Origin of the sequence: Gryllotalpicola koreensis (assembly GCF_039538185.1) — a bacterium.
Classification (GTDB): domain Bacteria; phylum Actinomycetota; class Actinomycetes; order Actinomycetales; family Microbacteriaceae; genus Gryllotalpicola; species Gryllotalpicola koreensis.
In genome coordinates this window covers 1-23,228 of the sequence record NZ_BAABBW010000004.1, presented here as the reverse complement: position 1 = coordinate 23,228, position 23,228 = coordinate 1, and the positions used below count along the sequence as shown (strand labels likewise).

Below are 23,228 nucleotides of genomic sequence, written 5' to 3'. Positions count from 1 at the left end.
GGAGTTCGTGGTGGATTGAGGGGGTCCGCGCCGCTGGAATCGGCTCGGACCCCCGGCTCGTCAGTCGAGGTGCGTGTTCGCGATGATCTGGTTCAGTTCGCGGGTCACGCGACGCCCCTGAATGGGTTCGATGAGCGCGCCTGCAACGATCAGGGCGATGACGGCCGTCCAGAACAGGACGGTCATTGCGCCGATCGCCGCGAGGATGTAGAGCAAGATGGCCATGGCTTTCACCCCCTCGGCCCGAGAAGCCGCTTATTGATGGACATGAGACCAATCGCGCGTTCGCTGATCGCGCGCTGCATTTCGGTTGCGTAGCGCAATTTCTCTTTGGCCAGGTTCAGCTCGTGCAGCTCGCTCTGCGTCTTCTGAATGGCGAATTGCCGAGCAAGGACCGCGCCGTGCTTGCTGTGCATGACCATGTGGTCAGCAAATGCCGCCTGGTACTTCTCCTCGGCGCGGTGCCGCTCCTCGTACAGGAACGTGACGACGCGGCCGACATGCGCGCCCAGCTCACCGGCGGCCTCGATCATGTCCGCGACCTCGCCGGGGCCGAGCGTCGGCCCGTAGAAGCCTTCAGGCACGGCCAGAAGCGCTTCCACCTCGGCCTGCGCACGAGGCTCGATGATCTCGCCGCTGGCGTGGTTCACGAGCTGGTCACTCATCGACGGACTCGCCCTCGATCGGCTCATCGTCCGCGGGCTCGAAGCGCACAGGCGCCTGCTGCTCGCGAGCGAGCGAGCCCATGCGCGCGAACGCCAGCGACTGCAGCTTGTCGGTCATCTCGCCCGCTTCACGCGCCTGCGAGATCAGGACCTTGACCTGCTCGATATCTGTCTCGTTCTGGAGGAGCTGCGCCCAGTCACGCGACGGCTCGGACGGTTCGATTTCGCCCTCAATCACCTGGCCGCCTTCATCGACGGCCGCGCCGAGCTCCTCAGGCGTGTACACGACGCCGAGCAGATAGTCCTGCGCGCCTTCACGGGCGACCTCGCTGATCGCGCGGGCCTTCGCCATGTTCTCGCCGTAGTGCTTCCAGTTGTCCTTGTTCAGCAGCCCGGCACGCTCAGCGCGCTCGCGGGTCCACACCGCACGGAACGTGAAGTCGGGGTCATCGGGGCGGATCAGCTCAGCGATCGCCTCGAACGTGCCGTCCTTCCACGAACCCTGCGTGGTGACGCGCAGCTTGACGCCGCTCGAGCGCACCTTCGCGGCCATGAGCTGGGCAGACATCGCGGGCTTGCCGTCGATCACAGCGATGTTCGACAGGGCGGCGATCGGGTGGAAGCCGAGCATCGCGCCGTACTCCATGACCAGGAGGACTTTCGCGGCGTTCGGCGCCGGCGGACCCATCGTGCCGTCCTGCTTTCGCATGGGCGACCACAGGCCGCGGGGGATCAGCTCGCCGGCCTGCGCGATGGTCCGCGCGTACTCCTGACGCTCGCCCATCGAGGACGCGCCGTAGGGGGTGATTTCGGTGCTCATGCAGTGAGCGCCTCCTTGAACTCGAGTGCGACCTGCAGCCGCGCGGATACTTCGATGGCGAGAGGGAACGACTGGTCCCGCGCGGCGATGATGCGCGGGTGGTCGCGGGGGATGATCAGCTCGTGGATATCGCTGCCGCGGATGACCCATTCGCCGTCCTGCTTGATGAGGGTGCACCACAGGAAGTGCGTGCGGATCGCCTCCGGCATGACCTCGAACTGGGTGGCGAGCTGCCGCCACTCGGCAGTGCTGGGCCCGTCCGCGATCCGCCCGACACGGGCCTTGCACTCAGCGAGCACGACACGCCCATCCGGATCCTCGAGGATGCCGTCCGGTGTTGCCGCGATGCCCTCGATGACCGGGTGCGCGATGAGTGCCGTGTTCTGCGGGATGCCCGCGTAGGCGAGCATCATCGGCTCGAACCGGTGGCCCAGCTCCGTGCGCTCGTTGCCACCGAAGTGATCCTCACGCAGCTTCGCCGCCACGTACTTGTCGATCGACGACGCCCGCGCGTAGTGCGCCACATCCGATGCGCCGACGATCCCGCGGCGCGCGGCCTCCCACGCGAGACGGTCGTCGCCCGGGTTGATGATCCGGTCACGCCAGTCGGGCATGGTTCCCCTTCCTGTGTGCGGGGCGCTTGCGGCGCGGGATCTGGGCGCCCGTGACGCCGGCATGGATGTTCGGGTCGAAGGTGGAGCGGTCGAGTCCGACGCGCGCCGTGAGCCAGGTGAGGTCGGCGGGAAACCGGGAGACGTGCTTGCCGGTTCCAGGGCTGATGCTGACGACGGGTGCAAGGTTCACCACAGGTCCGCTGCTCTTCGCGAGATCTGGTCGGCGCCACTGATGAGCTTCGCCTCCATGCGGAGAGCCTCCGCGGCCTGCGGCATCTCGAACTCAGCGAGCGCGATGAGGTTTGCGGTGCGCTGCTGCTCAGCGAGCTCGAGCGTCGCGTGCGCATGCGCCTCCAGCATGTTCATGATGTGCTGGGCATCGGAGGTCTCGTAGCCGATGCTCTGAAATCCCTCCCGCGCGATGAGTCGGGTGGCCTCGTCCCTGTGGTTCATGGCAGCCTCCGGTTGAACCGAGCGAGGAACCCGGCGGCCGCCTGCGTCTGGACCTGCTTCGCCTGCTTGGCCTGCTCCGCGGGGTTCTTCCACGGCAGCCACACGATGCGGCGGGCGCGGTCCTCGTACGCGACCGTGCGGGTCTTCGGCGTGTGCTGGTACTTGGTGCCGGTCTCGCGCTGAATGCGCTTGCGGGCCTTGCGTGCGGTGGTGCTCATGTCTACTGCTCCTTCGGGTCGGTGGGGGCCTGGGCGTTGTCGCCAAGGCTGGAGAGGATGAGACGGCTGGCCTCGCGATACGCCTCGCGTGCGGCGTCGATCATCCAGAGGCGGAGGTCGTCGGAGCTCAGCGCATCGGTGATGCGCGCAGGTTCTCCGTTGTCGATCTCGTGCTGGCGCAGTAGGTCGTCGGCAATCTGCGCCGGAGTGCGCGCGGCCACTACTCCGCCACCTCCGCGACTTCGCCCGCCTCGATGACGATGCCGACCGGCTGACCGTCCGTGACGCGCGTGATCCACACCTGGACCCCGAACTCATCAGCCAGCTCGCCGATGATCTTCAGCGACTCGGAGTCGATCGACTCACCCCGGTCGATGCGGCACACCCGCAGCTCAGGGTTCGAGGCGAGTGCGACACCGAACGCGGCCCGGTACTGCTCCTCGGTCGACGCCTGCGTGAGCACACGCCCGTTGAACGTGACGCCGTTGTCGTCGAACGACAGCTCAGGCACCGGAAACTTCGCCCGGGCGATGCCCTCAGCCTTCGTGCGGTCGATCTCCTGCAGCTTGAGCGTGTAGCCCGCGACCTCGTTCTTCAGCGAGGACAGCGTGCTAGCGACGCGGGCGCGGTCGTTCTGCGCGCGGATCCGGGCGTTCAACTTGTCGAGGTTCTCGATCTTGTCCGCGAGCGGCGTCGTGTCGACGTACTCGGGGAGATCCTGCAGCGCGGCGAACGCGACCTTGTGCTCGCTCTGTGCGCGGGCGAGTGCCCGCTCAGCGTCCTCCACTGCGGTCTGTGCGAGCTCGAGGCGGCGCATAGCTCGCGCGATCTCGTCGTTGACCTCGCGCGCCCGGTTCAGTTCGTCGAGCAGATCACGCGCCGACACCTCCTCCGCGGGAAGCTCCGGGTCCACGTCAGGGAAGCCCGCGAGCTGCCCCTCAAGCTCCTTGACCTTGCGGTTCACCTCGGTGCGACGGTCGAACACGCCCTTGCGCTCCGCGGCGAGCTGATCCGGGTCGAACGGCAGCGACGGGCCCAGCGCGCGCACCAACTCGTTGACCTGAGCGGTCGAGCCGAGCTCGAGGAACGACTGCGGGTCGAACGACACGAGCGAGAACAAGCCGTCGAGGATCTGCTGCGGGGAACCGTACTTCGCGCCGTCGCCCGACTCGATGGTCAGCGTCCCCGCGTCGTCCTTCGTCCACCTGCGGGTGGCGACGTACTTCACGTCGCCGTGCTCGTCACTGATCTCGAGGCGAACCCACGCGGCGTCCTGCCCGTCGCGGATCGGCTGCGAAGTCTCCTTGGAGACCTTCGCGCCCTTCAGGACGGCGAAGATGCCGTCGAGGATGCTCGTCTTGCCCTGACGGTTCTTCCCCGACAGGACGACGACGTTCGACTCGGGCGTGATGTCGACGGCGACGAGCCGCTTGAAGTTGGCCGCGGAGAAGCGTGTGATCGTGAGACTCATTTGGATTCCTTGTTCGTGAATGCGTGCACGCACGCGATGAAGAGGCCGGTGAACCCGGCGATGAAGGCGAGCAGGTACCACCAGGTGGCCGGCTCGAAGAGGGCAGTGATCGCGCCTGCGGCGCCGATCAGCAGGAGAACGAAGGCGGCGAGCTTCACCAGGTGCCCTCCGGCTCCTCGTGCTCGCACCCGCAAGCGGGGCACTTCCACACGGCGTCCATGCCGTTGAGCGGGTCTTCCGGGTCGATGGTCGCGTCCACGCCGCCATGCCAATCGCACGTGTGCTCGCGGCCGTTGGCTGGGTCGCAGTCGCACTCGACGTAGATCCACACGTCCTTGACCTGGGCGCCGCTAGTGGACATGGGTCATCGCCTCGATCACGTAGCCGAGGGCACCGGCGATGAGGATGATCCCCGAGCCGGTCGCGATCGCGAGGTTCTCCTGCCCGCGCACCGTCAGGCCGCGGTGCAACTTCGGGAGCTTCTGACCCACGGGCACCGGGACGCTGTCCGGCTTCTCCTCGAGCTGCGCGACCGCGAGCGGAACCGTGTCCATGCTCGGCGTCCTGGTCGTGGTCACGCCGACCTCCCGAAGGCCATCTGTGGAAGACCGAGCAACGCGAGGATCTGCGCCGCCGCGTCCTCCGCGTTACGCGCCCGGACGGTCGCCACGCATCGGGCGTCCAACTCCTCCTTCGGGATGAGGGGCGTGGCCTTCACGAGCGTCTCCGACTCGTACACGTTGACGCTGCTCGGGTCAGGGATGAACGTTGCGACGTCGGTCACAGTCACACCTCCGCTTCCGCGGCCTCAGCGAGCAGCAGATCGACGTCGACCGGCTCGTCCTGGGGGTACGCGAAGTCCGCCAAGGCGCTCATCCACTGCCGCGCCTCCTCAGGAGTGAGGTGCAGGTGGGCCACGGTTTGCGGAACGTTGGTCACGAACGTCGGATTCAGCTGCGACCGCACGGGGCGCGTCTGCTGAACCAGGAACCCGTCACCGACCCGGAGCAGGGAGCCGTGGCCGATCACCGTCTCGAACACAGGGCGGGTATCGTCCGCTACAGTGTCCGCTGAGGGGAACTTGGGCATCTGTGGTGCCTTTCTTCTCTGTCGGCCCCCGCTGCAACGGGGGCCTACTGCTTGGTGAGGGCGGCTATGCCGCGTTGGGGCGGGCGATCGGCCTGACGACCTTGGAGCGCATGTACGCCTCCACCTCGTCGGCGTCGTAGCGGACCGTCTTCGAGTCCGGCTTGTAGAAGGGGATGCCGCGGCGGCGATACCGCATGGCCTGGAGGTTGACCTCGCTGATGCCGGTGATCTCAGACACCTGCGTCGGGCTGAGCCAGGTCGTCACGGTCGATCACCGGACCTGATCTGCGCGAGCTGCTCCTTGAGCCCTGCGACCTGCGCCCGGAGCTCGATCGCCTCGACGTCAGGGTCTATGGGGAAGGTGATCGGATCGGACTTCACGACCTTGAACTTGAGGCCGGACCGCTTTCCCGCATCCACAGCGGCTGAACGCGACAGGTAACCGGACTGGCGTCCGAGCGTGTCGCCGACCGTGACGAAGATCTCGTCAGTCCAGTCGAGGTGCTGGTCTTCAAGGGCAATTGCGCGCCACAAGTGCAGGGTGCTCATGCTGCGTCCTTCGCGGCGAGGCCCCATGCGGCAGCCGCGCGGGCAATCGCCGCGGCACCCTGAGGGGTGATCTTGAGCGTGTGCATGACCTCGCCCTTGAAACGGGGCGCGTCATGGTTCGGGACAGGGCGGAAGTAATCGCGCTTGTCGGCGTACGCCGAATAGCGGGTCACGATCTCCTTGGCGCGCTTAGTGGCTGACCACCGCTCGATGTGCTCGGCGTACATCCACCGGTGCGAGATCAGAGCGTCCCGGAGTGCGCTCTCCTGAACGCCGATGGATTTGGCGACGTTGCGCAAGAGGCGAAGATCTTCGCACGCCACGAACATCTCGACGTAGGCGATCTTCGGTGCGTCCTGGGCGATCTTCGCTTCGAGCGCCTCGCGATGCTCGACCTCGAGGGCGTAGGCGCGGAGCGCCTCAGGGAGGGACTGCGGCACGGCGATCCTGTGCGCCATCTCGAAGAACGCCTTCACGAGCGCCTTCTTGAAGGTGCGGACCTGCTCAGTGTTCCGCTGGTAAGTCATCAGCAGAGTCGCCTGCTGCTCGTTGAGAAGCGCCACGCGGACTCGCGCGTTGTTGTAGCCAGCTCGCATTTCAAATGCGACCTGTCCGAACTCCTCGAAGTCGGCAATGTTGTTGCCGATGAGCTGGAGCACAGCGCGGTGCTCGACACCGGCGCCGGACGCGATGGTGTCCGAGGCGACTACCAGCGCGCCGTCGTGCGTGAAGATCTCCAGGTCGCTCATGCCGCTTCGCTCCGGCGCTTTTCGATCCACGCCCAGACGTCCGTTTCATAGAAACGAACACGGCGGCCGAGTTTGAATCCCCGCGGGCCGCGGCCCTGCTGGCGAAGCCACCGCAGGGTTGCGGGGGTGAGGCCGGTGAGTTCTGAGACATCGTCGTAAGAGAGGAGCCGGGGCTTCGGCGGCTCAAGGTTCTGCGTCATCGCTTCCGCCAAACTGTTTCAATCGCAGACCACTGTGATCAGCGCAGTTCAACTATGAGCATTGCGCTCCTGCGTGTCAAGCAGTACCTTGTGGAATGTGCAGGCAAATGCTGACTATGTTGGAGCAATCGAGCCGAGCTTCGGAAGCGCGGTGCGCGAGGCGCGTCAGGAATTTGGTTGGAGTCAACAGAAGCTCGCGGATCGACTTGCCGACAGCGGTCTAAAGCTCGACCCGACCGCGATCACTCGCATCGAGAAGGGTCAGCGGTCGGTGAGGCTCTCCGAGGCGGTGACCATCGCAGCCGAGCTCGGCATCGACCTCAACGAACTGATCAAGACGGTCGAAAACCCAACGCAGGTGCTAGCTCAGGCACGAGAATCCGCGAATAAGGCAATGCGAGATGCCCGCTATGCCCTTCAAGCCATGGTCTTCGAGTTCAACGACATCGCGCTGATGTTGGAAGACCAGGACGAGATGCTTGAAATCCTCAGAGCTGAGTCTGGGGGCATTGTCAATTCAGCGTCGACCTATCTTCCGTGGGTGGCGGAGCGAATAGCCGCAATATCGAGCGACGGTTGGGCAGTGCTCTCCGTTGAAGACCGTCAGCGCAGAGACCAATTGGTCGATCTGCTCAATTTCGTGACCAAGGATCTCGTCGTCTCGGCGGAAGACTATGCGCGCTATGAGGCGGTCCGGCAGCAGGAAGGGTTTCTCATTGACCAGTTCATCGATGTCGGAACTCAAGGGCAGGATGACCTGCATGTCGTGGATCTAGATCAAGATCCGTTTGAACTGGCGGCATCGGCCGACGACACGGCCGTTGATCCGGACGAGCACGAGGCCTAGGAGGGGCATTGAGTCTTGCGGAGCTGAACTGGGGGAGCGGGGGCAGCACCGCCTACATGTACGGGCGAGACAGCATGATCGACAGCGAGTGCGCAGCGGACTACGACCCTTGGGCGCACGCTGACGACCTGGGGGCTCCGCTGGTCTACCGCGCCGATTTGCCGCTCGCCCAGATGGTCGCCTGCTACTCCAATCGGCACCGCGCGATCTTCGTCCGCTCGGGACTCACAAACGCCGTTGAGCGCTGTGCCGTGGCACACGAGCTTGTGCACTACGAGCACCGCGACATCGGCACCACCACGTCGCAGGAGAGACGCGCCGATCGCATCGCCGCGCAACGCCTCATCCGCCCCTCAAAGCTGAGTGAGGTCATGTCCATCACCGAGGACATCGGCCGCGCAGCACTCGACCTCGAAGTCACCGAGCGCGTTATGCGCACCTACCTGCGCTTCCACACGCACTGGACCCTGTAAGGACCAATGAGCACAATCAAGGCCTACGAGACGGCAGCGGGCAAGCGCTACCGCGTCCGCTACCGCAAGCCCGACGGGTCGCAGACCGACAAGCGGGGATTCCGCACCAAGCGCGACGCTGAGCTCTTCGCCGCGACGGTCGAGGTGAAGAAGGCGCGAGGCGAGTACGTCGACCCGAGCCTGGGGCGAGTCACCGTCGCGGAGCGCTCAAAGTCCTGGCTCTCAGCCAAAAAGGCGCGCGCGAAGGCCTCGTACTATCGCACGCTCGAGATCGCATGGCACACCCACGTCGAAGAGCGATGGGGCGGCATACGCCTCGTTGACATCGAGTTCAGCGACGTGCAGGACTGGGTGAGCGAGCTCGCAGAGAAGCGCAGCGCGACCGTGGTCATCCGAGCTCACGGAATCCTCGCCGGCATCCTCGACACTGCGGTCCGCGATCGCCGCCTCGCACGCAACGAGGCCCGCGGCGTCGTCCTCCCGCGCAAGCGGAAGAAGAAGCACGTGTACCTCAGCCATCTGCAGGTCGAGCAGCTCGCCGCCGAGTCGCGCGAGAAAGCAACGCTGGTGCGTGTGCTTGCCTACACCGGTGTCCGATGGGGCGAAGCGACTGCGCTTCGCGTCAGCGACGTCGACTTCGGGCGCCGGCGACTCTACGTACACGAGAACGCCGTGCGCGTCGGACCGAAGACCGTCGTCGATGACACCAAGGGCGGCAAGGCGCGCTGGGTGCCGTTCGCTCCCTTTCTCGAGTTCGGGCTCCGTGCGGCGGCCAAAGGAAAGCGTGCAGACGAGTTGCTATTCGGTGACGGCGAGAACTATCTCAAGACGCCGGACTATCGCGACGGGTGGTACGCGGGTGCGAAGAAGCGGGCGGGGTTGCCCGAGAGCCTCACGATCCACGACCTGCGTCACTCAGCGGCATCCTTCGCAGTCGCGGCTGGTGCCAACGTCAAGGCCCTGCAGCGGATGCTCGGACACGAGTCCGCAGCGATGACGCTCGACGTCTACGCCGACCTGTTCGACGACGATCTCGACAAGGTCGCCGACGCGCTCGAGCGCAGCCGAGATGAGGCGCTCGGAGCTACCGCTTGACCTACTTTGCCCACATCTTGCCCACAATCGATCTAGATTTCTGTCGAGTCAGGTCGATTCACGTCGGTTGAAATCAGCGGAATTCCGCGCAAGTCGCGTGCGTGACCGTGAATGGCGGGGCCGGGAACAGGGTTCGAGTCCCTCCAGGGGCACTTTTGTCGCAATAAATGTACCACTTCACGGCATGTGCAGCGTGACCTCGGCGCGCTCCGGGCCGCCGCATTCCGCGGTGCCGCCGATGCGCTTCCACTTCGGACTGACGTAACGGTCGTGCAGCAGTGCTCCGCCCTAGTCGAAGGCGCCGATGTGGCCGGCATCCGGAGTGATCATGCCGAGCTGCAGAGTCCAGACGTCGCCGTCGCGCGTCGTTGTCTCGAGCTGGTCGGGCGACGGAGTCGGATGAGCCGGGGGTGTGCAGTTCGCCCCCGCGCAGAAGGTGACCCGATCGACGACGCCGACGTTCCCCGTCACCTGAACGCGCAGCTGGTTGCTCCAGCCGATCGCCGTGCAGGCATGCGGGGTCGTGCAGGCGCTCAGGCCGGCCGCGAGCAGCACGGCGCAGGCGGGGGCGGCGAGGCGAGGCATCCGCATGTCATTCATCGTGTCGTGATAGCGAGCGCCGCGACATACCGATTCGATTGCGTTATCGACACGGAATTACCGCGCGTTCGGATAAACGGTCGATAACCTTGTTATCGACCGGTATCGCAGATATCGGGTTACGCGACTATCAAGGGATGCCGCAATGAAGAAGGTTATCGAGCAGCTCGTCGACGACATCTCGGGCGATGTGATCGCCGAGGGTGCGGGCGAGACCGTGTCGTTCGCGATCGACGGGAAGTCTTACGAGATCGACCTCGGCGAGAAGAACGCGGCGAAGCTGCGCGACGCGCTCGCACCGTATATCGCTGCGGGCCGCCGGTCGTCGGCGCTCGCCGGGCCTGCTCGCGCGGCCGCCAGCCGCGTCTCGAAGTCCGCCGCCTCGCACTGGAGTGCCGGGTACGCCGCCGTGCGCGAGTGGGCGCAGGCGAACGGCATCGACGTCTCGCCGCGCGGCCGCGTGGCCGACTCGGTCATGAAGGCCTACGAGGACGCGCACAAGTAGCACGCACATCGAGTACGGGGTTGTTGTGCGCAAAGCCGCCGGATAGCAGCAGCAAGCCCGTACTCGATTGCGGCCTCATCCCTTGGGATGAACTTCGGGCCCGGCGCGAGCCCAGAGCGGATGCCAGGCCTAGCTTTGCCGGCATGAATGAGTTCCTCGCGCGCATCGGCGCCGGCCACGGCTGGTCGCCACGGCTGGTAGGGCGTGTCCGCGTCTGGGCGCCGGTGGGCGGCGCAACCGTGTTTCTCGCGCTCTGGATCGTTGCGGAGTCCGGACGGCTCGCAATGGCTTCGGCGGTCATCACCTTCGCCGCATGGGCGTTGGTCGTGGCGCTCAGCGGAAGATGGCCGCTGGTGTCCATCGCCCTCGCTGTCGTCATCCCCATCGTGTTGGGAAGCGGTGGGATCGTGCTGCAGTTCATCTACGGTGCGCGTTGGAGTGATCAGCGCTACACCGTGATCGGGGGCTCGAGCTACTGGTACAACCTCGACACGGCATGGCCCGTATGGTTCGCCGCCCCGCTCGCGGTGGCGTGGATCGCGTTGACGCGAGAGACGCGCCTCGTGCGCGGCCTCGCGCTCGCAGGCGGCCTCGTCAGCGCTGGGCTTTACAGTGCGCTTCTGATCGCCTCCGGCTGGATGGTCTGGACGGGTCAGTTCGGCCTCGGAGCTTGCATAGAGCTGCTTGTCAGCCTCTGCGCCACTGTCGTCTTCGCCTGGCTTCTGGGCCTCGGCCTCTCCGCCATCTGGCGCGTTCGGGTCGTGACGGGCGACCTCGAGACGACCGCCGCGAAGCTCGACGAGGCCGACCTCGAGCTTCGGCTCGCGCACGACCGCGGGCGCATCTCGCGCGACATCCACGACTCCCTCGCGCATTCGCTCGCCGTCATCGTGGCGCAGGCCGAGGGAGCGGCGGCGATCCACGAGCTCAGGCCGGAGGCGGCGCCCGAGAGCCTCTCGAACATCTCGACGGTGGCGCGGCATGCGCTCGCCGAGGTCCGGCGGCTGGTCGAGCGCATCACCGACGACGACGATCTCAGCGAGCACACGAGCCGTATCGAGCACATCCCGGCTCTGGTCGACGAGCTGCGCCAGGCGGGGGTCGATGCCACGCTGCGCGTGCTCGGCGACCTCGGCCCGCTCGCCCTCTCGAAGCAGGTGGCGGTGTTCCGCATCGTGCAGGAGAGCCTGACGAACGCGCTCAAGCACGGCGGTCGCGGCAGCGCGGCGACCGTCACCCTCGACGCGCAGGGAGCGGGTCTCGCCGTGTTGATCGTGTCGAAGTCCGGCGGCGGCGAGCCCCTCGTGAACGGCGGCGGCCGCGGCATCGGCATCGCGGGCATGAAGGAGCGCGCACGGCTCGTCGGCGGCTGGCTGACGGCCGTGCCGAGCGACGACGAGACCTTCGTCGTGACGGCGTTCATTCCTCCGGACTCGGCGGTCACCCCCGACGAAGCGCCCCAGGCGCCGGCATCCGATGAGCTGATCGAGGCCGAGTCGGAAACCGCTGCTCTCGCCATCGAGGGCGCGCATGACTGACGGGCCGATCCGCGTCGTGATCGTCGACGATCAGCCGCTGTTCGCGGCCGGCCTCGCGATGCTCATCGACGCGCAGCCCGACATGCGCTGCGTCGCCACGGCGCACGATGGGAACGCGGCGGTCACGCTGGTGCGGCAGGTGCGGCCCGACGTCGTGCTGATGGACCTGCGGATGCCCGGCCTCAACGGCCTTGAGGCGACGCAGCTCGTCGTCGCCGAGCCCGAGCCCCCGAAAGTCGTCGTGCTCACGACCATCAAGCGGGACGAGGCCGTCTACCTCGCGCTGCGCGCGGGCGCGAGCGCACTGCTCACGAAGGATGCGCTGCCCGCCGAGGTGCTGGGCACGATCCGCGAGGCCGTCGCGGGGGAGAGGCTGGCCGGGGCATCCGACACCGTCGACGTCGTGCGCGAGTTCGCGAACCGCGCGCAGACGCGCACACCCGATGACACCCTCGCCGCGCTCAGCGCGCGCGAGCGCGAGGTGTTCCTGCTGATCGCGCGGGGGCTCAGCAACGCCGAGATCGCCGAGGCGACCGTGCTGACCGAGGCGACGGTGAAGAGCCACGTGCGCCAGGTGCTCGCCAAGCTCGGCTTGAAGAGCCGGGTGCAGGTGGTCGCCTTCGCCTATGAGAACGAGCTGATGGGCGCGGTGAGATGAGCAGTCCGGATGCCTGGACCGTCGGCCCCGCCGCGGTGAACTTGCCGCCGACCGTGTCGGTGGACCTGACGGCCGTCGTCGAGGCTCAGCTGCGCAGCGCCGCAGCGGGCGAGCCGAGCGGCAGCTTGGGCAGCAGGCCGGCCGCGCGGGCGCGGTCGACGGCGACCAGCCGGTCGCTGCAGTGGAGCTTGCGGTAGCTGTTCTCGAGGTGCTTGCGCACCGTGCGGTCGCTGATGCGCAGGTAGCGGCCGATCGCCGCCGCCGTGAGGCCGTGCGCGAGCAGGCTGAGGACCTGCAGTTCGCGCCCCGTCAGGTCGAAGTCGTCATGCGGCTGGGCGCTGCGCTGGGGCAGCGCGGTGACGGAGGCCAGGATGCCGGCATCCGTCAGCCCCCTCTCTTCATCGTCGAGCGCGCCGGTGCTCTGGATCAGCGCGAGCACCGGTTGCAGGCGGGTCGCGAGCGCGACCTCGTCGGCCGTGAAGTCGTGGTCCTCTGGGCGCGAGAAGATCCAGGTGGTGCCCGAGAGCAGGCCGGTCTGATGGGTGAGGATCGTCAGCTGGCTCTCGGCGCCGAGCGGGTGCAGGACAGAGGTGTAGGTCGTCGTGCGGTGGTACTCGCGCGGAGTCGTCACGTCGCTCATGCGGCGCGGGGGTCGGTCCTGACGGCGGGTCATGACGTCGGCCCAATAGCTGCGCATCATCGGGTTGTCGCCGATCAGGTCGATGAGCTCCGCACCGGGCGGCGCGGCGAGCGAGCCGAACGGCTCGCCGTGCGCTGTGACGGTGCGGTTTGCGAAGTCGACGCGGCTCCAGGTGACGCCGTCGCAGGGGATCAGGCGGCCGAGCGCGTCGATCAGCGCATCGAGCAGCTCGGCGCGGCCGGCGATGCCGGAGCCCGCCCAGGTGATCTCCGCGAGCAGTTCTTCGAACATGATGTTTTCTCAGCGTGTCATCGGCGGATCGGCCGCGCAACGATCGGATCGCACGCCCTGTCTACCCAAGGTTCACCTCGTGTGACCAGGATGGGGGTCAGATTCGGCTCGCCTTCGAAGCCGCCCGACCGAAAGAAGGACCATGCGCACGAAGCTCATGCTCGCAGGAACCGCGCTCGCGGCATCCGTCGCCCTCCTCGCCGCCCAGCCGGCCGTCGCGTCGCCCGCGCACGGCGGCCCGCGCCCCGCTCCCACCGCGAACTCGAACGCCTGCTCGCCCCGCATCGACGCCGTGAGCTATAGCGACGCGCTCGACAAGAAGGTCGCCTTCGGCGCCGAGGTCAGCGGCCTCTCGTCGATCGCCTGGGACCGGCGGCAGCAGGCCTGGGTCTCCGCTCTGGACAACAACGGGTCGACGCCCGAGTACGTGTGGTCGTACCGCGACCTGTCGGACCCGCACGTGATCCATGCGCCGCTCGTGCTGAAGAAGGCCGACGGCACCCCGTACGACGGCGGCAACATCGCCACCGATCCGAACGCCGCGGACAACGAGGGGCTCGCCGTGCTGAACGACGGCTCGTACCTCGTGAGCTCCGAGGTCGAGCCGTCGATCCGCATCTTCGGCCGCGACGGGGTGCAGCGGGCCTCGCTGCCCGTGCCCGCCCGCTTCGCGGTGACCGGCTCGACCGCCGCCGGCGAGGCGACCGCCAACGCCACGCTCGAGGGCCTCACGGTGACGCCCGACGGCAAGACGATCGTCGCCGCGATGGAGGGCGCGCTCTCGGGCGATGTGTCGTCGTCAGGTGACGCCACCGCTCACCGCCTGCTGGTCTACACCTCCGGCGCGCACGGGCAGTGGCGGCTGACGAAGCAGATCGAGTACAAGACGGATGCCGGCATGCGGATTCCCGAGGTGGCGGCCTACTCGAACGACGCGGTCGTCGTCGAGGAGGCGTCGTGGTCGGCCGACGTCGGCAACGCGGTCAACCTGTTCGCGGTGACCGGCCTGTCGCGCGCCGCCGACGTGTCGCGGGTGGCGAACCTGGGGGATGCCTCGCCGCGGCTCGCCGTGCAGAAGACTTTGCTCGGTGACCTCGTGGACTGCCCGACGCTCGGCGCGACGGCGCTCGAGACGCAGGCGAACCCACTGCTCGACAACTTCGAGGGCATGGCGATCACGGGGAGGCTGCCCGGCGGGAAGTACGGCGTCTCGCTGATCAGCGACGACAACAACAGCGCGGCCCAGCACACCCGCATCCTCAACCTGGCGGTGAAGCTGCCGTAGTTCCTGCCGTTTTCCGATGTGTGCCCCGCGAGGGGGTGTGCATGTCGGTGGTCTCGGGTAGGCAGGGTTCCATGACGAACTCCTCCGACCAGACCCCGAACGCCGCCCCCGCGGGGCGCACCCCGATTCCCGGCAGCGGCCGCGCGCCGGCCGCCCAGGTCAGCGCCGTCAACCCGCCGGAAGGCGCCGGCCAGCACATCGAGGTGACCCTCGTGCTGCGGCGCCGCAACGAACTGCCCGAGTCGGTGCTGCGCGGCGCACCGCTCTCGCCCGAGGAGTTCACTGAGAAGTACGGCGCCGACCCGGCCGACGTCGCACGGGTCGAGCAGGCGCTGACGGAGCACGGGGTGCAGGTGCTCTCGGCCGACCTCGGTTCCCGCCGCGTGCGCGCCGCGGGAACCGTCGATCAGCTGCAGAGCGCATTCGGCACGAGCCTCGAGTGGGCAGAGAGCGAGGCTCCCGGCGGCGGGAAGGTCTCCCACTGGCACCGCACGGGCGAGCTCTCGGTGCCCGGCGACCTCGACGGGGTCGTGAACGCCGTGCTCGGCCTCGACACCCGCCCGCAGGCGCGCGCGAACTTCCGTGCCGTGCTGCCGAATGCGGTGTCCTCGAGCTACACGCCCGTGCAGCTCGGCGCGGCATACGGATTCCCCGCCGGAACCGACGGCAGTGGGCGCACCGTGGCCATCATCGAGCTCGGGGGCGGCTTCGAGGCATCCGATCTCGAGACCTATTTCTCCGGCATCGGGGTCTCGTCGCCCACGGTGACCGCCGTGAGCGTCGACGGCGCGCAGAACGAGCCGGGCGGCGACCCGAACGGCGCCGACGGCGAGGTCGCGCTCGACATCGAGGTGATCGGCGGGCTCGCTCCCGCGGCCGACATCGTCGTCTACTTCGCGCCGAACACGGATGCCGGTTTCGTCGACGCCGTCGCCCAGGCCGCGCACGCGACGCCCACGCCCGACGCCATCAGCATCAGCTGGGGGCAGAGCGAGGACCAGTGGACGGCGCAGGCGCGGCAGTCGATGGACGATGCCTTCTCCGATGCGGTCGCGCTCGGCATCACCGTCACCGTCGCCGCCGGCGACGACGGCTCGAGCGACCGGCAGAGCGACGGCAAGGCGCACGTCGACTTCCCGGCGTCGAGCCCGCACGCGCTCGCCTGTGGCGGCACCCGGCTCGAGCTGGATGCCTCGGGCAAGGTCACCTCAGAGACGGTGTGGAACGACGGCTCGGGCGGTGGTGCGACCGGCGGCGGCGTGAGCGACACCTTCGCGCTGCCCGACTACCAGCAGCCCGTCGACGTGCCCGGCGCTTCCGGCGGCAAGACCGGCCGCGGCGTGCCCGACGTGGCCGCCGTCGCCGACCCCGAGACCGGCTACAAGGTGCGCGTCGACGGGAAGGACGCCGTCATCGGCGGCACCAGCGCGGTCGCCCCGCTGTGGGCAGCGCTCGTCGCGCGCCTCGTGCAGGCCTCGGGCACGCGGCTGGGGCTCGCGCAGAAGCTGCTCTACGCCGACGCCACCTCGGGCACGTCGCCCGCCGGCTTCCGCGACGTCACCTCGGGGTCGAACGGGGTGTACTCGGCGGCCTCCGGCTGGGACCCGTGCACGGGCCTCGGCGTGCCCGACGGCGAGGCCCTGCTGGGCGTTGTCAGAGGTTAGCCGCTGCCGGCGCGTTTGCGCCCGTATGGCGTCATCGTGTGCCCGTGGCTCGCGCGAACGTGCCCGGTCGGCGCGACCGCGTCCGTCGTATCGGGCACAGTCGCGCCGACTGGGCACAGTTCTGGGCCACGGCAACGCCTGCCGGGTCTGGGAAACGCGCGAAACTCGGCCCGAGTTCCGCGGAAACACGGGCGCGGCACCCTAGGGTGGGCGGCGTGTGGGGCATCGAGAGGAAGAGCGCGCCGGGTGGCGTGATGACCGATTCCGGGGCCGACCATGCCATGAACCCGCCCGCGCAGGGTACGACGCCGCACCAGCTCACCACGGGCGACCCCAGCGTGCAGGTCGGAAACGTGGCGGAGCACGCCTGGTCGAAGTGGCGTGAGGAGCTCGCCGCCGTCGGCGGACCCTCGCCGCTGCTGCACTTCCGCGACGAGGCGCGCACCCGTATCGATCTCAGTTCCGCGCACCCTGGCGGCATGCCGACCTTCATCACGGGCGAGCGCACGCTGCTGTCGAGCCTGATCCGCGACGACATCGCCCTGCGCAACGCGCGGCTCGCGGCGAGCGCCATCACCGAGAAGGGCATCGAGCTGCGCAGCGTGCGCGGCATCGACGGCGTGCACCTCGCCATCGGCCTCGCGGCCTGGCGCAACGGCGAGGACGAGTACCTCGCCCCCGTGCTGCTGCGCCCGCTCGCCATCCGCCGCTACGGCCGCGACTTCGAGCTCAAGCTGCGCGGCAAGCCGTTCCTCAATCCGGAGCTCGCCCGTGCGCTGGGGGAGCAGTTCGGCATCCGTCTCGACCCCGACGAACTGGTGGGCCTCGCGCTCGCGAACGGCGCCTTCAAGCCGCAGCCCGTCATCGACCGGCTGCGCGCGCTCACCGCGCAGCTCGCGTGGTTCCAGGTGCAGCCGCGCCTCGTCGTCTCGAGCTTCGCCGACGTGGCCGGCACGATGACGGCCGATGCCGCGCGGCTCAGCCACCCGATGCTTGACGCGCTCGCCGGGAACCAGGCGGCGCACCATCAGATCGAGGGCGCCTACAGCCCCGCCCAGGTCGTCGGGCAGGACGCCCGGCCGCCGGCCGTCGACGCCCTCCTGCTCGACGCCGACGAGGAGCAGGACGCGATCGTGACGCAGATCGCGGCGGGCAACTCGCTCATCGTGAAGACGCTGCCGGGCACCGGCGGCACGCAGACCATCGTCAACGCCCTCGGCGCGCTCATCGCGCAGAACAAGCGCGTTCTCGTCGCGAGCCCTCGCCGCTCGAGCCTCGACGGCATCGCCGCGCGCCTTGCCAACGTCGGCCTCGCCGGCGCCGCCGTGCGGCCCGAGACGCTGCGCCGCGACCTGATCGCCGCGATCACCCGCAACGAGAAGGCCGAGCAGCCGAAGATCGCCGATGTCGACGACGCGCTCGTGCGGCTGCGGAAGGTGCTGCTCGACTACCGCGGGGCGCTCACGAGCAAGCATCCGGCGCTCGGTGTCAGCGTTCTCGACGCCCTCGAGGAGGTCGCGAACCTCGCGCTGCTGCCCACGCCGCCGTCGACCACCGCGCGCCTCGACTACGACTCGCTCGTCGCGATCGCGGGCAGCCGCAAGGAGGCGGCGCAGACGCTCATCAAGGCCGCCCGGCTGGGCGAGTTCAAGTACGGCCCGGGGGATTCCCCGTGGTACGGCGCCCAGTTCCGCACGCCGGCCGACGGCGAGGTCGCGCACGAGCTCGCCAAGAAGCTCAACGCGATCGAGCTGCCCCGCCTCATCGATCGCGCCACGAAGCTGATCGCGACGACGAAGCTGCGCCCGTTCGAGAACATCGCGGAGCTCGGCGTCTACCTGCGCCTGCTGGCCGACCTGCGCGAGACGCTCGACCGCTTCCTTCCCGCTGTCTTCGACCGCCCGCTGAACGAGCTCATCACGGCGGTCTCCGGCCGGCGCGACAACGGCATGAGCAATGGCGACCGCCGCAGGCTGCGCAAGCTCGCGCTCGAGTACGTGCGCCCCGGCGTGCACGTCTCCGACCTGCACGAGAGCCTGCTCAAGATCCAGCAGCAGCGCACCCTGTGGAACCGCTTCGCCGAGGCCGGTGCGCCGCCGGCCGTGCCGGTCGGCATCGCCGATGTGCAGGTGGCCTACCAGCGGGTGGCATCCGATCTCGCCAGCCTCGACGGCCCGCTCGCCCGCGCCGGCACGCCCGCCTCGCTGACCGTGCTGCCGCTCGCGCAGTTGAGCTACCAGATCGCCGGGCTCGCCGCCGAGAGCGAGGTGCTCGCCAACCTGCAGGAGCGCACCCAGCTCGTCGCGCAGCTGCGCGAGGTCAACCTCGACCCGCTGCTCGCCGACCTCTCCAGCCGGCACGTCGGCGAGGCGCAGATCACCGCAGAGCTCGAGCTCGCCTGGTGGCAGTCGGTGCTCGAGCACCTGCTCGGCAACGACAAGGCCCTGCTCGGCGGCAACACGAGCGTGCTCGACCGCCTCGAGGCGGATTTCCGGCTCGTCGACGAGGCGCACGCCGGTGCACAGGGCCGTGGCCTCGCCTGGCAGCTCGCCGAGACGTGGCGCATCGGCGTCGTCGACAATCCCGACGAAGCGAGCGCGCTGAAGCAGCTGCTGCGCGCCGACCGCGCGACGCCGGCCGCGCTGATCGCGAATGCGCCGCGCCTGGCGCGCGCTCTCGCGCCGGTCTGGCTGGTCTCGCCGTACGAGGTCGGCAAGCTGCCCGATTCGCTCGAGTTCGACGCGGTCTTCCTGGTGGACGCCGGCGCCTGCACCCTGCCCGAGAACATCGGCGCCATCCGCCGGGCCCGCCAGCTGGTCGCATTCGGCGACCCGGTGACGCAGACGCCTGCGCCGTTCGAGACGGCGGTACGGGCGGATGCCGCGGCGAGCCCGCTCGTGCCTCACGATGTCGACGCGCTGCACTCGAGCTCGACCCTCGCCCGACTCTCCGAACTGCTGCCCGTGTTCACCCTGACCCGTTCCTACCGGGCGGGCGGCGACGACCTCGCCGAGCTCGTGAACCGCCGCTTCTACGGCGGGAAGATCGAGACGCTGCCCTGGGCCGGCACCTACCTCGGGCACGGCTCGCTGAACCTGCACGTCGTGAAGGAGGGCTTCGGCCTTCCCGATCCGGAGACCGGCGCCGTGGAATCCGTCGACGCCGAGGTCGCCAAGGTCGTCGAGCTCGTGCTCGACCACGCGATCAACCGGCCGCGCGAGTCGCTCATGGTGATCACCGCGTCGAGTCGGCACGCCGTGCGCGTGAACCAGGCGGTCATCCGCGCGTCGCAGAGCCGGCAGGAGCTCGCCGATTTCGTGCTCGCCGACCGGGCCGAGCCATTCACCGTCGCGACCCTCGAGCAGGCCACCGCGCGCAGCAGCGACCGGGTCATCTTCTCGATCGGCTTCGGGCGCACCCCGCACGGCCGCCTGCTGTCGAACTTCGGGCCTCTGGCCGCCCCCGGTGGTGAGCGGCTGCTCGCGGTGGGGCTGACCCGCGCGCGGCGCTCGATGGACATCGTCTCCTGCTTCCGTCCCGACGACGTCGATGACACCCGTCTGCCGCACGGCGTGGTCGCGCTCTCGCACGTGCTCGGCGAGGCCGCCGACATGGACGCCTCACTGCCCGACGCCCCCGAGACGACCGAGCCGCTGCTGGTCGACCTGCGCGCCCGCCTCGAGCGCCGCGGGCTGTCGGTGCGCCTCGGCTACCGCGGCGCGCTGCCGCTCGTCGCGTCGTACGCGGGCAAGGCGGTCGTGGTCGAGACCGACCAGATCGTCGGGCACGGCTCGCTGCGCGAGTCGCTGCGCCTGCGCCCCGAGCTGCTGCGCCGCCTCGGCTGGCACTACCTGCGGGTGCACAGCTTCGAGCTGTTCGCGGACCCCGAGGCGATCGCGGCCCGGGTCGCGCGCCTCATCGGCGCGGCCCCGCCGCAGAACGCCGAGACGACCCCGCTCGACCTGCCCTGAGCGGGCAAGATGGTCGGGTGGCCGAGCAGCAGGACGATGAACGGATGCCGCGGCGGCGGCCGCATCGTCGGGTGACGACCCCGCCTGCTCCCGGCTCCGACCCGACGCCTGCGCTACCGCCGCGCGCCGACGAGCCAGAGGAGAGTTCGGAGCGCAGCACCTCGAACGACGAGCGGCTCAAACGCGACGTGCCGCCGCACTGGTAGACCGAGCACGTGAAGCGCTGAGCGCTACAGCTGCGGCGGTTGCTGGCTCTGCGAGCCCGCGGCGGCCTGCTGGGCCTTCAGCAGGTCGCGGATCTCGGCGAGCAGCTCGATGTCGGTCGGTGCGGGCGGCTCGTCCGGCGCACCCGCCTTCTTGCGGGCATCCAGCCGAGCCTTGAAGTGGTTCATCGGCAGCACCATCACGAAGTACACGACGGCGGCGACCGCGAGGAAGCTGATGATCGCGCCGATGACCGAGCCGAACAGGATCTCGGATTTCTGACCGCCGATGCCCGTGATCGGGACCCTCAGCGCATGATCCAGGCTCTTCGCGTTGAAGATCGCGCTGATCAGCGGGTTGATGATGCCGGTGACGATGGCGGTCACGACGGCCGTGAATGCGGCGCCGATCACGACCGCGACGGCAAGGTCGATGACATTGCCGCGCATGATGAAGTCTCTGAAGCCCTTGAGCACTTTGCCCCCTTCGCGAACAGCCTGCGCCCGACGACCTTCCTGGGCGTTCCCCTGCATATTAGGACCCCGAGGAGCTCGACCCGCCAGATGACGCGCTGCCCGAGCCCGACGAACCCGAGCCCGAACTCGACGAGCCAGACCCCGACGACGGCTTCGGCGCGCCGCCGGCCGAGCCGCTGCGCGAGTCGGTGCGGTAGAAGCCCGAGCCGTTGAAGGTGACGCCGGTCAGGCCGAACACCTTGCGCAGGGTGCCGCCGCAGTTGGGGCACGCGGTGAGGGCGCCGTCGTTGATCGACTGCACGATGTCGAAGGCGTGACCGCACTCGGTGCACTTGTAGGAGTAGGTGGGCATGGTTCCTCGCGTTCTCGAGCCGTGCCGCCTGCGATCACTCCGGCAGAGTCTGGCCCTCGGGTAGACCCAGGGCCTTCGCCCGCTTCGACAGCGGAACGATGCGGCTCGGGGTCACGACCCCGTCGACCGGCTCGTCGTGCCGTTCGCGGGGTACCTCGTCAACCAGTTCGTCGTCGAACAGCACGGCAAATACCGGGGGACATTTTCCCATGCTGCCGAGCATCTTGTCGAAATAGCCCTTGCCCCAGCCGAGTCGCATGCCGCTGCGGTCGACCGAGGCCGCCGGCACGAGGATCACGTCGACCTCGTCGATCGCCATCGGTCCGAGCAGCTCGCCGGCCGCCTCCGGCCAGCCGAGGTGGCTGACGACCTCGCTCTCGCCGTCGCCGGTGGTCCAGTCGAGCAGTCCGTCGACTCGGGAGATGGGCAGGAGGGTGCGGATGCCGGCATCCCTCGCCCAATTCAGGAACGGCCGGGTGTTCGGCTCGGTCGGCGCAGAGAGGTAGGCAGACAGCGACGTCGCCCGCAATCCGGAGACGAGGGCCTGGAGACGCTGCGTGAGCTGCTCGGTCTCGCGCTCGGTCGTGACGAAAGGCTTGTTGCGCCGCCGCTCGCGCAGCTCGGCACGCAGAGCGCGCTTCTGATTCGCGATCTCGTCGGCGGGCATGCCGACATCATAGGGAGTGCTGATCTGTAGTCTGAGGTGCATGGCGAAGTCTTCGATCACGAAAGCCGTTATTCCTGCCGCCGGTCTCGGGACGCGGTTCTTGCCCGCGACGAAGGCGATGCCCAAGGAGATGCTTCCTGTGGTCGACACTCCCGCCATCCAGTACGTGGTGCAGGAGGCGGTGGATTCCGGTTTGCACGACGTCCTTCTCGTGACCGGCCGCAACAAGAACGCGCTCGAGAACCACTTCGACCGCGCGGCCGAGCTCGAGGCGCAGCTCGAGAAGAAGGGCGACACCGACAAGCTCGCGAAGGTGAACTTCTCGACCGAGCTCGCCGATGTGCACTATGTGCGCCAGGGCGACCCGAAGGGTCTCGGCCACGCCGTGCTGCGTGCGCGGCCGCACGTCGGGAACGAGTCCTTCGCGGTGCTGCTCGGCGACGACATCATCGACCAGCGTGACACCCTGCTCACCAAGATGCTCGAGGTCGCCGAGAAGCGGCACACCACCGTCGTCGCCCTGCTTGAGGTCGACCCGAGCCAGATCCACCTCTACGGCGCAGCCGCCGTCGAGACCACCGACGACCCCGACGTCGTCAAGATCACGGGCATGGTCGAGAAGCCGAAGGCTGAGGACGCGCCGAGCAACTACGCCATCATCGGCCGCTACGTGCTGCGGCCCGAGATCTTCAACATCCTCGAGCACACGGCGCCCGGCAAGGGCGGCGAGATCCAGCTGACCGACGCGCTGCAGACGATCGCCGAGGGGCCCGAGTGGATGGGCGGCGTCTACGGCGTCGTGTTCCGCGGGCGCCGCTACGACACGGGCGACCGGCTCGACTACCTGAAGTCGATCGTGCGCATCGCCGCCGACCGCGAGGACCTCGGCCCCGACTTCCGCCACTGGCTCATCGAGTACGCCTCGACACTGCCCGAGCAGATCCCCGCCGGCGAAGAGATCGTGCCGCCGACCACCGGCACGATCCCCGTGATCCACAACGGCTAGGTGTGATGTCCGGGGAGGTTGTCCCGCCGTGCGGCGGTGAGTCGATGTGACAGGGGAAGGCCTCCGGTTGTGGAGTGGAGCTGTCTAGTTCACCGCTTCACCTACCGGAGGCCTTCGTGTCCCACGCT

Annotated in this window: 34 protein-coding genes; 11 read left to right on the top strand and 23 right to left on the bottom strand. The window is 68.5% G+C overall.

Annotated features, from left to right (window positions below):
* Nucleotides 1–60: 60 nt before the first annotated feature.
* From ABD708_RS11720 to ABD708_RS19490, 18 genes are all read right to left on the bottom strand, one after another.
* A complete protein-coding gene (locus ABD708_RS11720) occupies nt 61–225 on the bottom strand; it encodes a hypothetical protein (protein WP_344754611.1) in 165 nt (54 codons plus the stop codon).
* A gap of 5 nt (nt 226–230) precedes the next feature.
* On the bottom strand, nt 231–665 hold the full coding sequence (locus tag ABD708_RS11715) for a hypothetical protein (RefSeq protein ID WP_344754609.1): 435 nt from the start codon (nt 663–665) through the stop codon (nt 231–233).
* A complete protein-coding gene (locus ABD708_RS11710; RefSeq protein WP_344754608.1) occupies nt 658–1,485 on the bottom strand; it encodes a hypothetical protein in 828 nt (275 codons plus the stop codon). Before ABD708_RS11710 ends, ABD708_RS11715 begins: the two co-directional genes overlap by 8 nt.
* The gene (locus ABD708_RS11705; RefSeq protein WP_344754607.1) at nt 1,482–2,099 is read right to left on the bottom strand and encodes a hypothetical protein; all 618 of its coding nucleotides are present in this window, start codon (nt 2,097–2,099) and stop codon (nt 1,482–1,484) included. The genes ABD708_RS11710 and ABD708_RS11705 overlap by 4 nt, the downstream gene beginning before the upstream one ends.
* Nucleotides 2,083–2,292, bottom strand: a complete 210-nt coding sequence (locus ABD708_RS11700; RefSeq protein ID WP_344754606.1) for a hypothetical protein — start codon at nt 2,290–2,292, stop codon at nt 2,083–2,085. The genes ABD708_RS11705 and ABD708_RS11700 overlap by 17 nt, the downstream gene beginning before the upstream one ends.
* On the bottom strand, nt 2,286–2,552 hold the full coding sequence (locus tag ABD708_RS11695) for a hypothetical protein (RefSeq protein WP_344754604.1): 267 nt from the start codon (nt 2,550–2,552) through the stop codon (nt 2,286–2,288). Before ABD708_RS11695 ends, ABD708_RS11700 begins: the two co-directional genes overlap by 7 nt.
* Nucleotides 2,549–2,770, bottom strand: a complete 222-nt coding sequence (locus tag ABD708_RS11690) for an alpha-protein kinase family protein (RefSeq protein ID WP_344754602.1) — start codon at nt 2,768–2,770, stop codon at nt 2,549–2,551. The genes ABD708_RS11695 and ABD708_RS11690 overlap by 4 nt, the downstream gene beginning before the upstream one ends.
* Before the next feature lie 2 nt (nt 2,771–2,772).
* On the bottom strand, nt 2,773–2,991 hold the full coding sequence (locus ABD708_RS11685) for a hypothetical protein (RefSeq protein WP_344754600.1): 219 nt from the start codon (nt 2,989–2,991) through the stop codon (nt 2,773–2,775).
* On the bottom strand, nt 2,991–4,241 hold the full coding sequence (locus ABD708_RS11680) for an AAA family ATPase (RefSeq protein ID WP_344754599.1): 1,251 nt from the start codon (nt 4,239–4,241) through the stop codon (nt 2,991–2,993). Before ABD708_RS11680 ends, ABD708_RS11685 begins: the two co-directional genes overlap by 1 nt.
* A complete protein-coding gene (locus tag ABD708_RS11675; RefSeq protein ID WP_344754598.1) occupies nt 4,238–4,399 on the bottom strand; it encodes a hypothetical protein in 162 nt (53 codons plus the stop codon). The genes ABD708_RS11680 and ABD708_RS11675 overlap by 4 nt, the downstream gene beginning before the upstream one ends.
* Nucleotides 4,396–4,602, bottom strand: coding sequence for a hypothetical protein (locus ABD708_RS11670; protein WP_344754596.1), 207 nt, complete (start codon nt 4,600–4,602; stop codon nt 4,396–4,398). The genes ABD708_RS11675 and ABD708_RS11670 overlap by 4 nt, the downstream gene beginning before the upstream one ends.
* A complete protein-coding gene (locus ABD708_RS11665) occupies nt 4,592–4,819 on the bottom strand; it encodes a hypothetical protein (RefSeq protein WP_344754594.1) in 228 nt (75 codons plus the stop codon). The genes ABD708_RS11670 and ABD708_RS11665 overlap by 11 nt, the downstream gene beginning before the upstream one ends.
* Nucleotides 4,816–5,025, bottom strand: a complete 210-nt coding sequence (locus ABD708_RS11660) for a hypothetical protein (protein WP_344754592.1) — start codon at nt 5,023–5,025, stop codon at nt 4,816–4,818. The genes ABD708_RS11665 and ABD708_RS11660 overlap by 4 nt, the downstream gene beginning before the upstream one ends.
* 2 nt (nt 5,026–5,027) lie before the next feature.
* Nucleotides 5,028–5,330, bottom strand: a complete 303-nt coding sequence (locus ABD708_RS11655; protein ID WP_344754590.1) for a hypothetical protein — start codon at nt 5,328–5,330, stop codon at nt 5,028–5,030.
* 64 nt (nt 5,331–5,394) lie between these two features.
* A complete protein-coding gene (locus ABD708_RS11650) occupies nt 5,395–5,595 on the bottom strand; it encodes a helix-turn-helix domain-containing protein (protein ID WP_344754588.1) in 201 nt (66 codons plus the stop codon).
* The gene (locus ABD708_RS11645) at nt 5,592–5,879 is read right to left on the bottom strand and encodes a hypothetical protein (protein WP_344754586.1); all 288 of its coding nucleotides are present in this window, start codon (nt 5,877–5,879) and stop codon (nt 5,592–5,594) included. The genes ABD708_RS11650 and ABD708_RS11645 overlap by 4 nt, the downstream gene beginning before the upstream one ends.
* On the bottom strand, nt 5,876–6,628 hold the full coding sequence (locus ABD708_RS11640; protein WP_344754584.1) for a Rha family transcriptional regulator: 753 nt from the start codon (nt 6,626–6,628) through the stop codon (nt 5,876–5,878). Before ABD708_RS11640 ends, ABD708_RS11645 begins: the two co-directional genes overlap by 4 nt.
* Nucleotides 6,625–6,828, bottom strand: a complete 204-nt coding sequence (locus ABD708_RS19490) for a helix-turn-helix transcriptional regulator (RefSeq protein ID WP_425553289.1) — start codon at nt 6,826–6,828, stop codon at nt 6,625–6,627. Before ABD708_RS19490 ends, ABD708_RS11640 begins: the two co-directional genes overlap by 4 nt.
* Nucleotides 6,829–6,901: 73 nt before the next feature.
* Between ABD708_RS19490 and ABD708_RS11635 the strand changes: the two genes are divergently transcribed.
* The 3 genes from ABD708_RS11635 (at nt 6,902) to ABD708_RS11625 (ending at nt 9,243) form a co-directional block, all read left to right on the top strand.
* Nucleotides 6,902–7,675, top strand: coding sequence for a helix-turn-helix domain-containing protein (locus tag ABD708_RS11635; RefSeq protein ID WP_344754582.1), 774 nt, complete (start codon nt 6,902–6,904; stop codon nt 7,673–7,675).
* 74 nt (nt 7,676–7,749) lie between these two features.
* Nucleotides 7,750–8,148, top strand: a complete 399-nt coding sequence (locus ABD708_RS11630; RefSeq protein WP_344754581.1) for a M48 family metalloprotease — start codon at nt 7,750–7,752, stop codon at nt 8,146–8,148.
* Nucleotides 8,149–8,154: 6 nt separating this feature from the next.
* Nucleotides 8,155–9,243: a tyrosine-type recombinase/integrase gene (locus tag ABD708_RS11625; protein ID WP_344754579.1), complete on the top strand. Its 1,089-nt coding sequence runs from the start codon at nt 8,155–8,157 to the stop codon at nt 9,241–9,243.
* Between the two features lie 288 nt (nt 9,244–9,531).
* On the opposite strand, the gene ABD708_RS11620 is transcribed toward ABD708_RS11625, so the two are convergent.
* The gene (locus tag ABD708_RS11620; protein ID WP_344754577.1) at nt 9,532–9,843 is read right to left on the bottom strand and encodes a hypothetical protein; all 312 of its coding nucleotides are present in this window, start codon (nt 9,841–9,843) and stop codon (nt 9,532–9,534) included.
* 145 nt (nt 9,844–9,988) lie between these two features.
* Between ABD708_RS11620 and ABD708_RS11615 the strand changes: the two genes are divergently transcribed.
* The 3 genes from ABD708_RS11615 (at nt 9,989) to ABD708_RS11605 (ending at nt 12,544) form a co-directional block, all read left to right on the top strand.
* On the top strand, nt 9,989–10,348 hold the full coding sequence (locus ABD708_RS11615) for a histone-like nucleoid-structuring protein Lsr2 (RefSeq protein WP_344754575.1): 360 nt from the start codon (nt 9,989–9,991) through the stop codon (nt 10,346–10,348).
* Between the two features lie 143 nt (nt 10,349–10,491).
* Entirely contained in the window at nt 10,492–11,886 is a 1,395-nt protein-coding gene (locus ABD708_RS11610; protein ID WP_344754573.1) for a sensor histidine kinase, read from the top strand.
* The gene (locus ABD708_RS11605; protein WP_344754571.1) at nt 11,879–12,544 is read left to right on the top strand and encodes a response regulator; all 666 of its coding nucleotides are present in this window, start codon (nt 11,879–11,881) and stop codon (nt 12,542–12,544) included. The genes ABD708_RS11610 and ABD708_RS11605 overlap by 8 nt, the downstream gene beginning before the upstream one ends.
* A gap of 85 nt (nt 12,545–12,629) precedes the next feature.
* Here the strand turns inward: ABD708_RS11605 and ABD708_RS11600 are convergent, their stop codons facing one another.
* Complete coding sequence (locus ABD708_RS11600; protein WP_344754569.1) at nt 12,630–13,475, bottom strand: helix-turn-helix transcriptional regulator; 846 nt, start codon at nt 13,473–13,475, stop codon at nt 12,630–12,632.
* A gap of 142 nt (nt 13,476–13,617) precedes the next feature.
* On the opposite strand from ABD708_RS11600, the gene ABD708_RS11595 reads away from it, so the two are divergent.
* From ABD708_RS11595 to ABD708_RS11580, 4 genes are all read left to right on the top strand, one after another.
* Nucleotides 13,618–14,760 carry an esterase-like activity of phytase family protein gene (locus ABD708_RS11595; RefSeq protein WP_344754567.1) on the top strand — a complete coding sequence of 381 codons (1,143 nt, stop codon included), beginning with the start codon at nt 13,618–13,620 and terminating at the stop codon, nt 14,758–14,760.
* A 71-nt stretch (nt 14,761–14,831) separates the two neighbouring features.
* A complete protein-coding gene (locus ABD708_RS11590) occupies nt 14,832–16,424 on the top strand; it encodes a S53 family peptidase (RefSeq protein ID WP_344754566.1) in 1,593 nt (530 codons plus the stop codon).
* Between the two features lie 254 nt (nt 16,425–16,678).
* Complete coding sequence (locus ABD708_RS11585; RefSeq protein WP_344754564.1) at nt 16,679–20,395, top strand: DEAD/DEAH box helicase; 3,717 nt, start codon at nt 16,679–16,681, stop codon at nt 20,393–20,395.
* A 17-nt stretch (nt 20,396–20,412) separates the two neighbouring features.
* Nucleotides 20,413–20,601, top strand: coding sequence for a hypothetical protein (locus ABD708_RS11580; protein WP_344754562.1), 189 nt, complete (start codon nt 20,413–20,415; stop codon nt 20,599–20,601).
* 24 nt (nt 20,602–20,625) lie between these two features.
* Here the strand turns inward: ABD708_RS11580 and mscL are convergent, their stop codons facing one another.
* The 3 genes from mscL to ABD708_RS11565 are packed head-to-tail and all read right to left on the bottom strand — an operon-like array spanning nt 20,626 to nt 22,094.
* Nucleotides 20,626–21,075: a large conductance mechanosensitive channel protein MscL gene (mscL, locus tag ABD708_RS11575; protein ID WP_344754560.1), complete on the bottom strand. Its 450-nt coding sequence runs from the start codon at nt 21,073–21,075 to the stop codon at nt 20,626–20,628.
* A gap of 58 nt (nt 21,076–21,133) precedes the next feature.
* Complete coding sequence (locus ABD708_RS11570; RefSeq protein WP_344754558.1) at nt 21,134–21,427, bottom strand: FmdB family zinc ribbon protein; 294 nt, start codon at nt 21,425–21,427, stop codon at nt 21,134–21,136.
* Between the two features lie 34 nt (nt 21,428–21,461).
* Nucleotides 21,462–22,094: a 5-formyltetrahydrofolate cyclo-ligase gene (locus ABD708_RS11565; protein ID WP_344754555.1), complete on the bottom strand. Its 633-nt coding sequence runs from the start codon at nt 22,092–22,094 to the stop codon at nt 21,462–21,464.
* A 40-nt stretch (nt 22,095–22,134) separates the two neighbouring features.
* Here ABD708_RS11565 and galU point away from each other — a divergent pair, with 40 nt between their 5' ends.
* Nucleotides 22,135–23,100, top strand: a complete 966-nt coding sequence (gene galU / locus ABD708_RS11560) for a UTP--glucose-1-phosphate uridylyltransferase GalU (RefSeq protein WP_344754553.1) — start codon at nt 22,135–22,137, stop codon at nt 23,098–23,100.
* Nucleotides 23,101–23,228 lie beyond the last annotated feature (128 nt).